Here is a 13,590-nt window from a genome sequence, read left to right as displayed (position 1 = left end):
GAAAACGCGCCGGGTAGAACCCGGCGCGCGTGTCTGTTCGACGATTAGGCCGTTGCTTCGGTACGTTGGCCTTCATGCTGCCAGAAATACCCGGCGAAGGCACCGACAAGGACCCAAGCCACCAGTCCGATACCTAAAGCACGAGCGGCAAACAGCGCGCCGATCTCGGTTGGGACAGGTCCGGTGAATACATCCGGTTCCGGCGCTCCGATCAGATGAGGCGCAAGAAGCAGAGCAGCCGCGATCACGTAGCTGATCAGGTTTCCGCCGAATGCGATAAGCCACATGGCAACTACCGCAGCCGCAACGGTGGCAAACCACCAGACCTGACGCGCATAAACGTCGGCCGCAGCAACTCCGGGCACCTCAGGGGCCAGCGTAAAGCCGGGCGCAAGGTGGAACGCGACGAATCCGGCCAGACCCCAAAGCACGCCAGTTCGACCGTCAATCTTGTGCCCATTGCCTTCCGCCACCGACATCAGCGCCACCATCACCAAGGCGTAGCCGGTATAGGTCAGCATGGTAAAAATCACGCTCAGGGCGTCGCGGAACAGGTCCGAGAACATGCCCGGCAGCTCAGGGTGAGCGCTGACGGATTCTCCGCCGAAATGGACCAATTCGCCCGATTCATACAGCTCGGCGTGCAAAAGCACAGGTTGCACAAAGACCAACTGCAGCAAGGCGGCAATCAGCCCCGCTGCAGCACCAGCGAACAACGCGCTGGTTAGAATACGGCTAAACATGGTCTTAGTGGCAGGGGAAGCCGGTCGCGTGACGAACGTCGTGCGCTGCGTCGTGCAGGGCGGCTGCCTGAACATGCCCGGTCAGCGTGATAACGCCCAGGCCCAGAACCACTGCGAACATGACCGGAAAGAAGCCAGCGCGCGATGCGGATGCCGTTGTTGTTTGTGTTGCCATCTTTTTTCTCCTTTGCCGCCGCACCCGACGGCCGGTGTTTCAATTTTTCGCCTGGCAGGTCTCCTGGCTTGCGGGTCGATGCACCTGTTCGCCTTCCCCCTGAAATCAGGAGTGGCTGGTTGAACAAGGGCTCTCCGCTTACAGTCGCGGGGGCGGCTCTGGACTTGACTGCACTGGCAGTCGCACCAAATTCCCTCTTAGCATCCGGATTTCTCCGGCGGGACCAGACGCCTCCATTTAGCCCTTATGAGGGCAGGGGCGCAATCGTCATTTGCGACCTTTTGCGTCAGATACCGCGCTTTTTCAGCAAATAGACATCCATGATCCACCCGTGGTCTGCGCGGGCTTGCGCACGGGTTTTCAAAATCTGCCCAGAGACTTCGGCCAGTGGGCCTTGGATCAGAGTTTCCTCTTTCATTCCCACGTAAGCGCCCCACCAAATGTCATAGTCCTTCATCTCAAGGCTCTGGAAAGAACATTCCCCGTCCAGCATGACAGCGACTTTCGAGGCGTTTCGCGGCCATCCTTCCTCTCGGATTCGGCGCCCGGTTGTCACGACATACGGCGCGCCCAGTTCGTTGATCGGAACCGCGTGGGCGGCGGTCAACGCCTGCAAAGCAGTAATACCGGGAATCACCCGGGTTTCCGGTTGGGGGTTCAGGCGCGACGCAATTCTCAGCGAGCTGTCATAAAGCGACGGATCGCCCCAGATCAGCAGGGCGACATGTTGCGCCTTTGGGTGGGCCGATATGGCGTGTTGCCAACGAAGGGCAATAGCATCGTGCCATTCGTCCACGCCGCGGAGGTATCCATCATCCGAGCGGCGTTTGGGGATATCGAAATAGGCGATCTGAGGAGGCGTATCAGTCACGGCTTGGATGATTTCCTCACGCAGCCCTGCAAGATCGGCCTTGTTTTCACCCTTGCGGGGAATCAGGATCAGGTCCGCCGACCGAATGGCTTTTGCGCCTTGAAAGGTGACGTGGTCGGGATTGCCGGTACCGATGCCGACAAGGGTCAGATCAAACATCTTCAAGCTCTGCCAATGGGCCGTAAAGGATCAGGGCAGGGGCCGTGCCGATCTCAGCCTCCAACTTCTCGGAGAGTTCACCGACCGAGGAGCGATGCAATTTCTGGTCGGGTGTCGACACGGATTCGGCCATCAATGCCGGGGTGTCCAGCGGCAGGCCGTGATCGTGCAACGCTCTGACCAGAAGGGGGAAAGTCCGTTTGCCCATGAAAACCACGGTCGTTGCGTCCGGGTCGGCCAAAGCGGGCAGATTCAGATCGTCGGGCAGTTTGCCGCTGACATCGTGGCCTGTGACAAATTGCACGCGCCGGGCGGTCAGCCGACGGGTTAGGGGAATACCGGCGGCGGCCGCGGCGGCGACCGCCGAAGGAATGCCCGGAATGATCTCGTACTCGATGCCAGCTTCGCGCAGGGCGACCAGTTCTTCCTCGAGCCGTCCGAACAAGCCCCCATCGCCCGATTTCAAACGCACCACACGTGCGCCGGTATTGGCGTAATCGACCAATAGTCGGCTAACGTGATCCTGCTTGGGCGAGGGCCGCCCGGCCCGTTTGCCGACGCCAACCAGATCAGCATCGTCCCGCGCGTGGGACAGGATCGGGCCGCTGCTGAGGTCGTCAAACAGCACGGCGTCCGCCTTTTGCATCCGGTCGACTGCTTTCAACGTCAGCAACTCAGGATCGCCGGGGCCGGAACCTATGAATGAGACAAACCCGCTCATGCCGTGGCCTCCGCGATCAAGTGAAAGAACGTGCCGGTCACATTGCCGCGTACCGACCCGGTCTGCGGTCCTTCAGCTCCTTCAGCGTCGAAAACGCGCGCCAATGGTGCGTCCGGTTGTTCGAGAATGGAGGAGTAGTGGAATTCGTGTCCCCTTAGCGGTGTCTTGACGTCAAATCCGGGCATCGGGGCCAGCAGTTCGGCTCGGCGATACCCAAGGTTGAACTTGCGCTTCTCATAGGACGTTACAAGACCCAGCAATCCTGCCATCTGATGTTGGGTGCCCTCCTTGTCGACAAGGGCTTGTCCAAGTGTCATGTAACCTCCGCACTCACCGTGAACGGGCTTGGTTTCTGCGTGTTTGCGTAGGCCGGTTAAGAACGTTGTGGCAGCGGCGAGTGTGCCTGCGTGAAGCTCGGGATAGCCGCCCGGCAACCAGACCAAATCCGCGTCAGGTGCGGGTGGCTCATCCGCCAGCGGCGAAAAGGGCAGAATTTCTGCGCCAGCAGCGCGCCACCCTTCCAACAAGTGCGGATAGGTAAAGGAAAACGCCGCGTCCCGAGCCAGCGCGATCCGCTGCGCCGGAGGCCGCGGCAGCGCGGATGACGATGGCCTCTTGGGGCCTGAGGAAGCCGCACGCTTGATGGCCTCAAGATCCACGTGTTCCCGAAGAAACGCGGCATATCCAACGATTGCGCTTTCAAGGTCAGGGTGCTCAACAGCTTGAATCAGACCGAGATGCCGCTCAGGAAGCGTTAGGTCGCCCCGGCGCGGCAAAACGCCCAGAACAGGCAACCCGGCGCGTTCCATGCCCAGCCGTGTTAAACGCTCATGACGTGGACTGGCACAGCGGTTCAGGATCACGCCTGCAAAGGGAAGATCGGGATTGTACATCCGAAAACCCAGTGCTGTTGCCGCCGCAGATTGTGCCTGCCCCCCGACATCCAGCACCAAAACGACGGGCCACCCCATCCGTTGTGCGGTTTCCGCGCTAGAGCCGTGCCCAAGCTCACCGGGTTTGGTAACGCCGTCGAACAGGCCCATCGATCCCTCGGCCACAACGATATCCGCGCCCTCGGCTTGTGCCGAGATCGCAGACAAAAGCGGCTCTCCCATCGCCCAGCTATCAAGGTTGAACGAGGCACGACCAGCAGCCGCCCTGTGGAAGGCCGGGTCGATATAATCCGGTCCGCTTTTGAACGGTTGCACGGTCAGCCCATCTTGGGCCAGTGCCCTTAGAAGCCCCAGCATGACGGTGGTTTTTCCAGTCCCCGAAGACGGAGCGGAAATCAGCAGACCCGGAGGGTTAGTCATCGCCGTGGCTCCAGCTTGACCACGGGCTGTCCGCGCTTTGTGGACGATAGCGGCGGTCGTAATCCTTGGAATACAGACAGCTTTCGTCAAATCCTTCACCTGCCAAAGCCGGACCAACCATGATCAGAGCCGTGCGCGAGATACTTTCGTCCAGCGCATCCTTTAGCGTGTTTAGCGTTGCGCGGATTATGCGTTCATCCGGCCAGCTTGCGCGATAGACAACGGCGACGGGGCAGTCTGCTCCATAGGCCGGGATCAGGTCTGCGAGCACTTTGTCCAGATTGCCGATCGACAGGTGGATGGCCAGCGTTGCGCCTGTGCGGGCAAAGTTTTCCAACGTCTCACCTTCGGGCATCGAGGATGCGCGGCCCGGCGTCCGGGTCAGAACCACGGATTGCGCAAGGCCGGGCAGCGTCAGCTCGGTCCCCAGCGCCGCCGCCGCAGCAGCGAACGAGGGCACGCCCGGCGTGACGCTGACGGGGATTCCCATCTTTTTCAGCCTGCGAATTTGTTCGCCCATTGCGGACCAGACCGACAGGTCGCCGGAATGCAGGCGCGCGACGTCTTGGCCCGCTTTGTGCGCCGCTTCGATCTCGGCCATGATCTGGTCCAGATCCATGGGGGCAGTATTGATGATCCGCGCCCCTTCGGGGCAATGGCCAAGGATTTCCTCAGGCACCAGCGAGCCTGCGTACAGGCATACGGGGCAGGACGCGATGATATCGCGCCCGCGTAGGGTCAGCAGGTCGGCGGCACCGGGTCCGGCACCAATGAAATGAACGGTCATGATTGTCCTCCGATGGCTAAGGCGCAGGTGGCCAGCCGGTCGTCCGATATGTGTCTGGGGGAAAGCAACCGGGCCTGAGGCCCAGCAGCAGCAAGAGCGGATGCTTCGGATACACTGCCAGTGCCATACGTGGCCCGGCTACGGTTCGAGCATGTCAGGGTACGTTGTCCAGCCAGTTCGCTGGCCGCCACGTAGTGCAGGGGCAGGGCCAGTGCGTCTGCAAAGGCTGCCAGAGCCGGATGCCCTTCTTTGTCGCTGGCCGTCGCCAAGGCTGAAATATCGTGACCAGCGGCGGCTGCATCATAGGCTGCCCGCAGGCTTTCGACCGTCGCAGATGACGAAAAACCAAGGCCCGCAACAATCATAGCGTCACGCTCCACTGGACGACCGGGTAGGATGACTTCCACCCGCGACGGGGGCCCAAAGCCGATGCCTGCGCCAGTTCAATCCGCAACAGCTCACCGCCCAGTTTCTCATGCCACTGAGCCAGCAGCGCTTCGCTTTCCAACGTCACGGCGTTTGCGACCAATCGCGTCCCCGCCGGTAGTGTTTCACTGATCCACTCCAGAAGGGCGGTGCTCAGGCCACCGCCGATGAAGACAGCGTCGGGTTTTGGCAGCGAGGTCAGAGAGTCAGGCGCAGTGCCATGCACCACGTCCAGCCGGTCTTGCCCCAACGCGACCGCGTTGCGCCGAATGCGGTCGGCGCGGTCTTTGCACGGTTCGATCGTAGTGGCGCTTAGCGTCGGATCACACATGAGCCACTCGATACTGATCGAGCCTGTGCCGCCTCCGATGTCCCACAGGTGCTCGCCCCTCTGAGGAGCCAGCGCGGACAGGGTCAGTGCCCGAATGGGGCGTTTCGTAATTTGGCCGTCGGTTTCAAATATCTCATCGGGCTTGCCAGAGGCTTTGGGAAAGGCGCTGCCGTGCCCCGCCACGTCCAGCGCGACGCACACGGGGTGATCGAACCCGCCCAGCAAGGCTTCGGTCAGGGTCAGGCTGCGCGATCGTTCTCGTGGGCCACCCAAAGCCTCCATCACGTGAAGCCGGGTATCGGCAAAGCCGGTTTCGGTCAGATACTGCGCCAGCTCTGCGACCGCCGCACCGTTGCGCAACAGAAGTATCGCACGAAGGCCCGGTGCCAAATAGGGCCGCAATCGCGTCAGGGGCGCGGCGTGTAATCCGAAAGTTTGAGTCCCCTCCAGCGGCCAGCCCAACCGCGCGGCGGCCAGTGAAAAGGTCGATTGCCCGGGCAGAGCGGTCCACTCACTGGCGTCAAAATTGCGGGCAATCACCGAGCCTGCGCCGAACCAAAACGGATCGCCCGAGGCCAAAACAACAGTCTTGCGCCCCCTCAGCCCGTTCAGGATGGGCAGGCCGTCGGAAAACGGGACCGGCCATTCGATCCGTTCAGCCTTGCTTTGCGGTATCAATGCAAGATGGCGCGGCGGGCCCATGATGACTTCGGCCTGTTCCAGCACTTGACGGGTTGCAGGCGAAAGGCCATCCAGTCCATCTTCTCCCAAGCCCAAAACGGTCAACCACGGAGTATCAGCCATGCCCAACCTCCTGATTCTTGGTGGTACAACCGAGGCGAATGCATTGGCCCAAGCCATGGCGGTTCTGGGGATGCCTGCGATATATTCCTATGCCGGGCGCGTGGACAAGCCGCGCCCGCAACCGCTGCCGGTGCGGGTTGGCGGTTTTGGTGGCGTTGACGGGCTGGTTGCTTACGTTCATGACAACGAAATAACCCACATTGTCGATGCAACCCACCCGTTTGCCGCCCAGATGAGCCGAAACGCGATTGAGGCCAGCGCGGTTGCACAAACAAAACTTGCTGCGCTGACCCGGCCCGCCTGGACTGCGCAGGCTGGTGACGATTGGCGCCACGTTCCCGATATCGCGGCGGCGGTTGCGGCTTTGTCTGGCGACCCTCGCCGTATTTTCCTTGCGGTCGGACGTATGCACCTTGAGGACTTTGCAGCCCAACCCCAGCACCATTACCTGCTGCGGTTGGTGGATGCGCCCGGCGCGCTGCCCCTGCCGCACTGCGAGGTTGTTGTGGATCGCGGACCTTTCGCCGAAGCGGACGACCGCGCGCTGATGCAAAGGCACGGGACCGAGTTGGTCGTCTCCAAGAACGCAGGCGGAACCGGGGCTCGAGCAAAACTGGACGCTGCCCGATCTTTGGGCGTGCCAGTTTTGATGATCGACCGACCGGTCCTGCCGCAAAGAACAGAACTGACGAGCGTGGCTCAGGTTCTGGACTGGTTGGATCATCCCTGAACCTCGGCCCGATCCTCGTCCGGGGTAAAGCGCGGCGTGTAGACGATGGGCGTTCCGTCCCGCTCGATCAGGCGTGTGCGCGAGGAACCGACCAGAACGACGGTTTGCATGTCCGCCATGTCCGGCGTTGCTTCGGCCAAAGTCGAAACTCGGATCGCTTCATCGGAGCGGGATACCGCGCGGGCAAACAGGATCACGCGCCCGGGTTCACATTCTTCACGCAGGATATTCAGGGTTTTCTCAAAGCCCTCAGGCCGGGACTTTGAGCGCGGATTGTAGAAGGCCATGGAAAAATCACCCTGCGCTGCCAGACGTAGGCGTTTTTCTATCAGCCACCACGGTTTTAGGTTGTCGCTCAGGTTGATCGCGCAGAAATCGTGACCCAGCGGAGCACCCGCACGTGCTGCGGCTGCAAGCATCGCCGTAATCCCGGGTAGAACGTCGATCTGGAGATTGCGCCATTCTTCCGGGCCGTCCTCCAACGCTTCAAACACAGCGGCTGCCATGGCGAAGACGCCGGGATCGCCCGAGGACACCACGACCACGCGCTTGCCTTCTGCCGCCATTTGCAACGCATGCTGCGAGCGGTCGATCTCGACCCGGTTGTCGCTGGCGTGCAGGGTCAACCCCGCGCGTTCGGCCACGCGCGCGACGTAGGGGATGTAGCCGACCACATCCGTTGCCTCGGCCAGCGCCGCAGTAACTTCGGGCGTCACCAGGTTTTCATCCCCGGGCCCAAGACCTGCTATCTTGACCCAACCGCTCATGGTCGCCGCCCCTGACCGTGTACAACGATGATCGAGAAATAGGGCGTGACGTCGTCGCTTGCCTCGGACAGTTTCATCACCCTTTGGTTGGGCATTTGCGCGAACTCGACGATCCAAGCCCGGTCGTACAAGTCAGCGCTTTTAAGCGCCCGCTTCACCTTGTCGATGTTGCGACCGATCTTCATGACCACCAAAGCGTCGGTCTGTGCCATGCGTCGCGCCAGATCGTCCTCGGCCAGCGTTCCGACCAAAACGGTCAACACGTCATCGCCCCAGGTAATGGGGTCCCCGGTCGCGGTCCATGCGCCGGACATTCCGGTAATTGCGGGCACAACCTCTACATCAGCTTCGTCGCGCAAGCGATTATAAAGGTGCATGAAAGAGCCGTAGAAGAAAGGATCTCCTTCGCAAAGGACGACAACGTCCTCACCTTGCTCGGACAATGCCTTCAGATGCGCGGCGCAGTCTTCGTAGAAGGCTGACAGCAACTCGTTATAGCGCGGGTCGGTCAACGGGATTTCGGTCGTCACCGGGTATTCCATAGGGAACTCGATGGCTTCACCCGGAATGATGCCGGTGACAATATTGCGGGCCTGCCCGCTACGGCCGGGCTTGCGAAAGAACGCCACATGGCGGGCACTGCGCAGCAGCCGATCGGCCCGAACGCTCATCAGGTCCGGGTCGCCGGGGCCAAGGCCAACACCGTATATTTTACCCGCAGTCATTCGGCGCGGCTCGCGATGGCGTTAACGGCGGCGACAGTGATCGCGCTGCCACCCAGACGACCTTTGACGATGCACGACGGGACAGGTTGCGCCTCCCACAGGGCGTCTTTGGATTCGACCGCACCGACAAACCCCACGGGACAGCCAATAATCGCGGCTGGACGAGGGCAGTCGGGGTCTTCGAGCATATTCAGCAGGTGGAACAGCGCGGTGGGCGCGTTGCCAATGGCGACCAGAGCGCCCTCTAGATGCGGGCGCCACAGTTCCAGCGCGGCGGCGGATCGCGTGTTGCTCATCTCAGCAGCCATAGGGCGCACGCGTTCGTCATGCAGGGTGCAGATCACTTCGTTGTCGGCGGGCAGACGGAACCGGGTCACACCTTCGCTGACCATACGCGCGTCACACAGGATCGGCGCGCCAGCTTCCAGCGCAGCACGTGCGGTCGAAACAAATCCCGGTGAGAAGTGTACGAACTCCTCCAACCCAACCATGCCCGCGGCGTGGATCATGCGGACGGCGACCTGTTCTTCATCGCTGTCAAACCGTGCGAGATCGGCTTCGGACCGGATGGTGGCAAAGCTTTCCTTGTAGATCGCCGCGCCATCGGTTTCGTAAGTGTAAGGCATCAGGTGAAGTCCATATTCAACAGTGTTTCTTTGGTCAGACCGCGCTGGCAGGGCTCATCCCCTGCGCGGCCCTTTTTAACAAGATCAAATCGCCCTGCATCGCCGACCAATGTGAAATCGGCCGGTCCCATTCGCGCGCATCCCTTGGCGCAGCCTGAGACATGTAGCGTGCCGGGTACACGCGCAGCCAGAGCGCGCGCGATGTCGCGGGTTTCCACCTGTGCCTGCGGGCAGAACGGTGCGCCGGGGCAGGCGTCGGTGGTCATCAGAGGGTCGGTGCCGTCTGTCACAAAACCCGGGGCAGGGATCGCCGCCCCGCCTTCCAGCAGGATCAGCCGCCACGGAGTGACGCGCAGGGCGTGCGCACTGCTTTGTGCGATCAGGTCTTTCAGTGCGCGCGCAGGCAGTTGCCCAAAGGCCGCGCCATATAGCGTGCCTTGATCACAGGAGCCGGGTTGCAGAGGCGTCCCCACGCGGCCCGGTTCAGCCCCTTGCCACTCTTGCGGCAGCGCCGAGGCCACGCGCACCATGCGGCGGGTCTCGGGCGTGTATGTATCGGCAAACCAACGCGCAAGCGCGATCACTTGGTCGATGGCCTCAGAGTCCGCAACCAGACGGCCAGTCTCGACCCCGTCTGCGCGTAGGATCAGACCCTCGGAGCTGCTCTCCAGCCGAATATCAGCTGAGTCACTCGCCAAAAGGCGCTCAGGTCCTGTATCGATGGCGAAACCGAACTTGGCGGGCAGGGCGGGCAGTTCGGCCAGCCGGTCGATCAATTCCTGCGTCAGTCGGGCGGTCAGGTCTCCGGCGCGATAGAGGGGCGAGACCAGAATGTTTCGCCGCACCTCGATCCCCGGCTCGGCGTCCAACAGGTTCAGCGCGGCAAGCTCGACCAGCAGGGGCTGATGATCCGCCTCGGACACGCCCCGCAACTGCAGGTTGGCGCGGTTGGTCAGGTCAATGGTGCCGTTGCCAAAGCGGTCCGACAGATCGCACAGACCCACTGCCTGTTCCGCTGTCAGTCGCGCCAGCCGAGGGCGCACCCGCACCACCAGCCCGTCGCCGGACATCATCGGACGATGTGCACCGGGGCACCAGCCCTGAACGATGGGGGCGCTCATCCCAGCCCCTCCAGATCGGCGCGGATCGAGTTTCGCCGCGTATTCCAAAGCCCTGCCTCCAGCAGAGCGCGGAATCGGTCCTGCATGGCCTGATACGCCTGCGGGTTGGCCTCTTGCAGGAAGGCATCAACGTCAGCGTCGCCCAGCGTGGCATCGTGGTAGAGGTCGAACAGATGCGGCGCGACCGTACCTGACAGATGCGCAAAAGAGGCCATGTGATCCAGCGTCGCCGCGATCTCGGCCGCGCCCCGGAACCCGTGGCGTTGCATCCCCGCGATCCAGCCGGGATTGGCGGCACGGGCGTGGACCACGCGGCTGATCTCTTCGGGCAGGGTGCGCGCGCGGGGTGTGTCGGGGTTGGTATTGTCCAGATGGTATAGCTGCGCCGTGCCGCCGGTGATCTTTTTGGCGGCGGCAAACCCGGCCTCATGCGTGGCATAGTCATTGGCCAGCAGCAGGTCGGTCTCGGCCAGATCCTGCAGGTGGACGAAGCTGTCGGCGCTGGCGACGCGCTGCGTGATCCCGTCCTTGTCCTGCGCGATATGCTCGCCTTCCAACGCATAAGAGCTGGCGTTCAGCCACGCTTCGCCTGCCTGCGCACGCGCCTCATCGGTGTAGGTCTCGGACAGGTGAGTCATGTTCAGACCGTAGCTGCCCGGAGCAGGGCCATAGACGCGGGCAGCGGGCTCCTGACCGGCATAGGGGTTCCAGTCGGTGGCTTCATCCCGTGCCGAAAGCGCCCGCACTGCCTGACCATAGAGCGCCGAAAGCGTCGGGAACACGTCGCGGAACAGGCCCGAGACGCGCAGTGTCACATCCAGACGCGGGCGGCTGAGATCGGTGATCGGCAAAACCTCAATGCCCGATACCCGTTCCGACCCCTTGTCCCAGACCGGTTTGACACCCAGCAGGTGCAGGGCCATGGCGAATTCCTCACCTGCCGTGCGCATGGTGGCCGAGCCCCACAGATCAACGATCAGCCCTTTGGGGTAATCGCCTTCCTCTTGCAAATGCCGCCGCACCAGTTCTTCGGCCAGTTTCACGCCTTGCGTATAGGCCGCACGGGTCGGGACCGAACGCGGGTCGGTGGTATAGAGGTTCCGGCCCGTCGGCAGCACGTCCGAGCGCCCGCGATAGGGCGAGCCGGACGGCCCGGCCTCGATCCGTTTCCCGGCCAGCGCGTCGATCAAAGCGCTGCGTTCGGACTGGGCCGAGGGCGCGGGGTCGAAATTGCCGGTGACGTCGGGCACGCGGCCAAAGATGTGCAGGCCGTCCCCAAACTGGCTTTCCTTGATGTCACAGACAAAGCGGTCGATGCGGGTGATCGCCTCGGCGGTGCAGGTGGCCTGATCCAGACCCAGATCGCTTTCCAGCCCGATGGCCTGCGCTTCGTCCCGGATATCCTCTTGCAGCCGGTCACGGCGCTTGGGGTCCAGACCATCGGCGTTCGAGAATTCGTCCAGCAGCGATTCCAGTCGAACCATCCGATCCGGCGTGCCGCTTTCCTTGAGCGCGGGCGGGATGTGGCCGAGTGTGACGGCTCCGATCCGGCGCTTGGCCTGTGCGGCCTCACCGGGGTCATTGACGATGAACGGGTAGATCACCGGCAGGTCGCGGATCAGCGCCTCGGGCCAGCAATCGGCAGACAGCGCGACGGATTTGCCCGGCAGCCATTCCAGCGTGCCGTGCGCGCCGATATGGATCAGCGCATCGGCGCGCAGGCTTTTGCGCAGCCACAGGTAGAAGGCAACATAGCTGTGGCGCGGGGTGCGCGACAGGTCGTGGTAGTCGTCATCGCGCAGTTCGGGCGTTCCGCGTTCGGGTTGCAGCGCGATCAGAGCCTTGCCCCGGCGCAGCGCGGTGAAATGGAAGGCTCCATCGGCGAATGCGGGATCATCCTCGGGCGTGCCCCAAACCGTTTGCAGGTCAGTGCGCAGTTGTTCGGGCAGGTCCGCCAGTGCGGTTTGATACTCGGTCAGCGGCCACGAAATACGCGCGTCCAACAGCGCCTCGGAGATTGGTTCGGCAGGGGCGGTATCATAGCCCTCGGTCTGCAGGTCCGACAGCATTGCCTCGGCCGAGGCGAGTGCGTCCAGACCAACCGCATGGGCCATCTGCCAGTCCTTGCCGGGATAGGTGGACAGCACCAGCGCAGGCACCTGATCGGCCTTGGGCTTGTCCTGCAGGTTCAGCCAGCCGGTGACGCGGTCGATGATCGCCTCGATCCGCTCACTTTCGGCCCGGTGTGCGAAGCGGGAATATTCGAGATCGGGATCGCGTTTGCCTGGTTCCTTGAAGGACGCAATACCCGCGTTGATCCGCCCGTCCACTTCGGGCAGGACCACATGCATGGCGAGGTCGGCGGGGGACAGGCCGCGCTCTGCCTCGGCCCAGGCTTTGCGGCGCGAGGTGGCCAGTGCGACCTGAAACACCGGGACATTCGCGGCGTCCAAGGGGGACGTACCCGACGCGCCTTTGCCAGAGAATGAGGTGGCGTTGATGATAGCCGACGGGTTCAGCGCTGAGATGTTTTCACGCAGCCAGTCAGCGGCGGCCGGGGCTTTCAGCGAGGGCGCGAACAGGCCCACGGCGTCCAATCCCCGCGCACGGAGGCTGCGGATCAGCGCGGCCACCGGAGCGGTATCGGCCGAGGTCAGATAGGCGCGATAGAACGTGACGGGGATACGTTTTGCATCACCAGTGAACGCCTTTTCCACCGGGATCACGCCCCGATCCGGGCACCATGCGCCACATTCGGGCAGGGTTTTGGCACCCATTACCGGCCCGGCATAAAGCCCCGCAGCCAGCGCCATTTGCGCCAAGGCAGCCTGAGCTGCAACTTCGCCGCCCGTATCGCACAGATGCGCCAACCGGCGCAGGGTCGAAACGGGCAGGGTGGAATAGTCGTCCAGCCGTGTATCCTCGCGCCCGTCAGCGGGCAGGACGGCCACAGCGATCCCCTTGGCCTGCGCCAGCGCCAGAACCTGTTGCAACCCGTAGGCCCAATAAGGCACTCCGCCGATCAGACGGATCAGGATGCCCTTTGCACCATCAAGCGTCTGCTCGACATAAGTATCCACCGAGAGGGGGTGTTTCAGAGCCGTCAGATTGGCCAGCCGCAGGGTCGGCATCCGACCTTCCGGCCCGCCACCGCGATGCCAGCCCGCCGCGAAAGCGCCGAGGTCGCTGTCCGAGAAGGACAGCACCACCAAATCCGCCGGGCTCTGGCCCAGATCGGTCGGGGTCTCGGTTTCCTCGAGCCCGTGGCTTTCGCGGAAGACGACGTGCATA

The 13,590-nt window shown here is 62.7% G+C and carries 14 protein-coding genes and 1 riboswitch; of the genes, 1 reads left to right on the top strand and 13 read right to left on the bottom strand.

Features of this window, described 5'->3' with window-relative positions; all coding sequences use genetic code 11:
- Window positions 1-44: 44 nt before the first annotated feature.
- From ACR0B7_RS02845 to cbiE, 8 genes are all read right to left on the bottom strand, one after another.
- A complete protein-coding gene (locus ACR0B7_RS02845) occupies window positions 45-743 on the bottom strand; it encodes a CbtA family protein (RefSeq protein ID WP_170484790.1) in 699 nt (232 codons plus the stop codon).
- 4 nt (window positions 744-747) lie between these two features.
- The gene (locus ACR0B7_RS02840; protein ID WP_170382380.1) at window positions 748-918 is read right to left on the bottom strand and encodes a CbtB domain-containing protein; all 171 of its coding nucleotides are present in this window, start codon (window positions 916-918) and stop codon (window positions 748-750) included.
- A 36-nt stretch (window positions 919-954) separates the two neighbouring features.
- Window positions 955-1,161: riboswitch (cobalamin riboswitch) on the bottom strand.
- 43 nt (window positions 1,162-1,204) lie between these two features.
- A complete protein-coding gene (gene cobF / locus ACR0B7_RS02835; protein WP_170484792.1) occupies window positions 1,205-1,948 on the bottom strand; it encodes a precorrin-6A synthase (deacetylating) in 744 nt (247 codons plus the stop codon).
- Window positions 1,941-2,669, bottom strand: coding sequence for a uroporphyrinogen-III C-methyltransferase (gene cobA / locus ACR0B7_RS02830; RefSeq protein WP_170484794.1), 729 nt, complete (start codon window positions 2,667-2,669; stop codon window positions 1,941-1,943). Before cobA ends, cobF begins: the two co-directional genes overlap by 8 nt.
- On the bottom strand, window positions 2,666-3,982 hold the full coding sequence (locus ACR0B7_RS02825; RefSeq protein ID WP_170484796.1) for a cobyrinic acid a,c-diamide synthase CobB: 1,317 nt from the start codon (window positions 3,980-3,982) through the stop codon (window positions 2,666-2,668). The genes cobA and ACR0B7_RS02825 overlap by 4 nt, the downstream gene beginning before the upstream one ends.
- A complete protein-coding gene (gene cobM, locus ACR0B7_RS02820; protein ID WP_170484799.1) occupies window positions 3,975-4,769 on the bottom strand; it encodes a precorrin-4 C(11)-methyltransferase in 795 nt (264 codons plus the stop codon). The genes ACR0B7_RS02825 and cobM overlap by 8 nt, the downstream gene beginning before the upstream one ends.
- Window positions 4,766-5,134, bottom strand: a complete 369-nt coding sequence (locus ACR0B7_RS02815; protein ID WP_170484801.1) for a cobalamin biosynthesis protein — start codon at window positions 5,132-5,134, stop codon at window positions 4,766-4,768. The genes cobM and ACR0B7_RS02815 overlap by 4 nt, the downstream gene beginning before the upstream one ends.
- On the bottom strand, window positions 5,131-6,330 hold the full coding sequence (cbiE, locus tag ACR0B7_RS02810; RefSeq protein WP_170484803.1) for a precorrin-6y C5,15-methyltransferase (decarboxylating) subunit CbiE: 1,200 nt from the start codon (window positions 6,328-6,330) through the stop codon (window positions 5,131-5,133). Before cbiE ends, ACR0B7_RS02815 begins: the two co-directional genes overlap by 4 nt.
- On the opposite strand from cbiE, the gene ACR0B7_RS02805 reads away from it, so the two are divergent.
- Window positions 6,329-7,060 (top strand): cobalt-precorrin-6A reductase, encoded by a 732-nt coding sequence (locus ACR0B7_RS02805; RefSeq protein ID WP_170484805.1) that lies wholly within the window; start codon window positions 6,329-6,331, stop codon window positions 7,058-7,060. The two genes, cbiE and ACR0B7_RS02805, sit on opposite strands and share 2 nt — an antisense overlap.
- Here the strand turns inward: ACR0B7_RS02805 and cobJ are convergent.
- Genes cobJ through cobN form a run of 5 tightly spaced genes read right to left on the bottom strand, consistent with a single transcriptional unit; the run spans window position 7,051 to window position 13,589 of the window.
- Window positions 7,051-7,827 carry a precorrin-3B C(17)-methyltransferase gene (cobJ, locus tag ACR0B7_RS02800; RefSeq protein ID WP_170484807.1) on the bottom strand — a complete coding sequence of 259 codons (777 nt, stop codon included), beginning with the start codon at window positions 7,825-7,827 and terminating at the stop codon, window positions 7,051-7,053. The two genes, ACR0B7_RS02805 and cobJ, sit on opposite strands and share 10 nt — an antisense overlap.
- Window positions 7,824-8,552, bottom strand: coding sequence for a precorrin-2 C(20)-methyltransferase (locus ACR0B7_RS02795; protein ID WP_170484809.1), 729 nt, complete (start codon window positions 8,550-8,552; stop codon window positions 7,824-7,826). The genes cobJ and ACR0B7_RS02795 overlap by 4 nt, the downstream gene beginning before the upstream one ends.
- A complete protein-coding gene (locus tag ACR0B7_RS02790; RefSeq protein ID WP_170484811.1) occupies window positions 8,549-9,178 on the bottom strand; it encodes a precorrin-8X methylmutase in 630 nt (209 codons plus the stop codon). The genes ACR0B7_RS02795 and ACR0B7_RS02790 overlap by 4 nt, the downstream gene beginning before the upstream one ends.
- The gene (gene cobG / locus ACR0B7_RS02785; RefSeq protein WP_170484813.1) at window positions 9,178-10,299 is read right to left on the bottom strand and encodes a precorrin-3B synthase; all 1,122 of its coding nucleotides are present in this window, start codon (window positions 10,297-10,299) and stop codon (window positions 9,178-9,180) included. Before cobG ends, ACR0B7_RS02790 begins: the two co-directional genes overlap by 1 nt.
- Complete coding sequence (gene cobN / locus ACR0B7_RS02780) at window positions 10,296-13,589, bottom strand: cobaltochelatase subunit CobN (protein WP_170484815.1); 3,294 nt, start codon at window positions 13,587-13,589, stop codon at window positions 10,296-10,298. Before cobN ends, cobG begins: the two co-directional genes overlap by 4 nt.
- Between the last annotated feature and the right edge of the window lies 1 nt (window position 13,590).

It is taken from the genome of Ruegeria sp. BB6 (assembly GCF_056539385.1).
This window is presented reverse-complemented; position numbering and strand designations above follow the sequence as displayed.

What these genes read in the sequence shown, in the direction of transcription:
- ACR0B7_RS02845 (WP_170484790.1), bottom strand. Translation starts at nt 743, where the DNA reads ATGTTTAGCCGTATTCTAACCAGCGCGTTGTTCGCTGGTGCTGCAGCG.
- ACR0B7_RS02840 (WP_170382380.1), bottom strand. Translation starts at nt 918, where the DNA reads ATGGCAACACAAACAACAACGGCATCCGCATCGCGCGCTGGCTTCTTT.
- cobF (WP_170484792.1), bottom strand. Translation starts at nt 1,948, where the DNA reads ATGTTTGATCTGACCCTTGTCGGCATCGGTACCGGCAATCCCGACCAC.
- cobA (WP_170484794.1), bottom strand. Translation starts at nt 2,669, where the DNA reads ATGAGCGGGTTTGTCTCATTCATAGGTTCCGGCCCCGGCGATCCTGAG.
- ACR0B7_RS02825 (WP_170484796.1), bottom strand. Translation starts at nt 3,982, where the DNA reads ATGACTAACCCTCCGGGTCTGCTGATTTCCGCTCCGTCTTCGGGGACT.
- cobM (WP_170484799.1), bottom strand. Translation starts at nt 4,769, where the DNA reads ATGACCGTTCATTTCATTGGTGCCGGACCCGGTGCCGCCGACCTGCTG.
- ACR0B7_RS02815 (WP_170484801.1), bottom strand. Translation starts at nt 5,134, where the DNA reads ATGATTGTTGCGGGCCTTGGTTTTTCGTCATCTGCGACGGTCGAAAGC.
- ACR0B7_RS02805 (WP_170484805.1), top strand. Translation starts at nt 6,329, where the DNA reads ATGCCCAACCTCCTGATTCTTGGTGGTACAACCGAGGCGAATGCATTG.
- cbiE (WP_170484803.1), bottom strand. Translation starts at nt 6,330, where the DNA reads ATGGCTGATACTCCGTGGTTGACCGTTTTGGGCTTGGGAGAAGATGGA.
- cobJ (WP_170484807.1), bottom strand. Translation starts at nt 7,827, where the DNA reads ATGAGCGGTTGGGTCAAGATAGCAGGTCTTGGGCCCGGGGATGAAAAC.
- ACR0B7_RS02795 (WP_170484809.1), bottom strand. Translation starts at nt 8,552, where the DNA reads ATGACTGCGGGTAAAATATACGGTGTTGGCCTTGGCCCCGGCGACCCG.
- ACR0B7_RS02790 (WP_170484811.1), bottom strand. Translation starts at nt 9,178, where the DNA reads ATGCCTTACACTTACGAAACCGATGGCGCGGCGATCTACAAGGAAAGC.
- cobG (WP_170484813.1), bottom strand. Translation starts at nt 10,299, where the DNA reads ATGAGCGCCCCCATCGTTCAGGGCTGGTGCCCCGGTGCACATCGTCCG.
- cobN (WP_170484815.1), bottom strand. Translation starts at nt 13,589, where the DNA reads ATGCACGTCGTCTTCCGCGAAAGCCACGGGCTCGAGGAAACCGAGACC.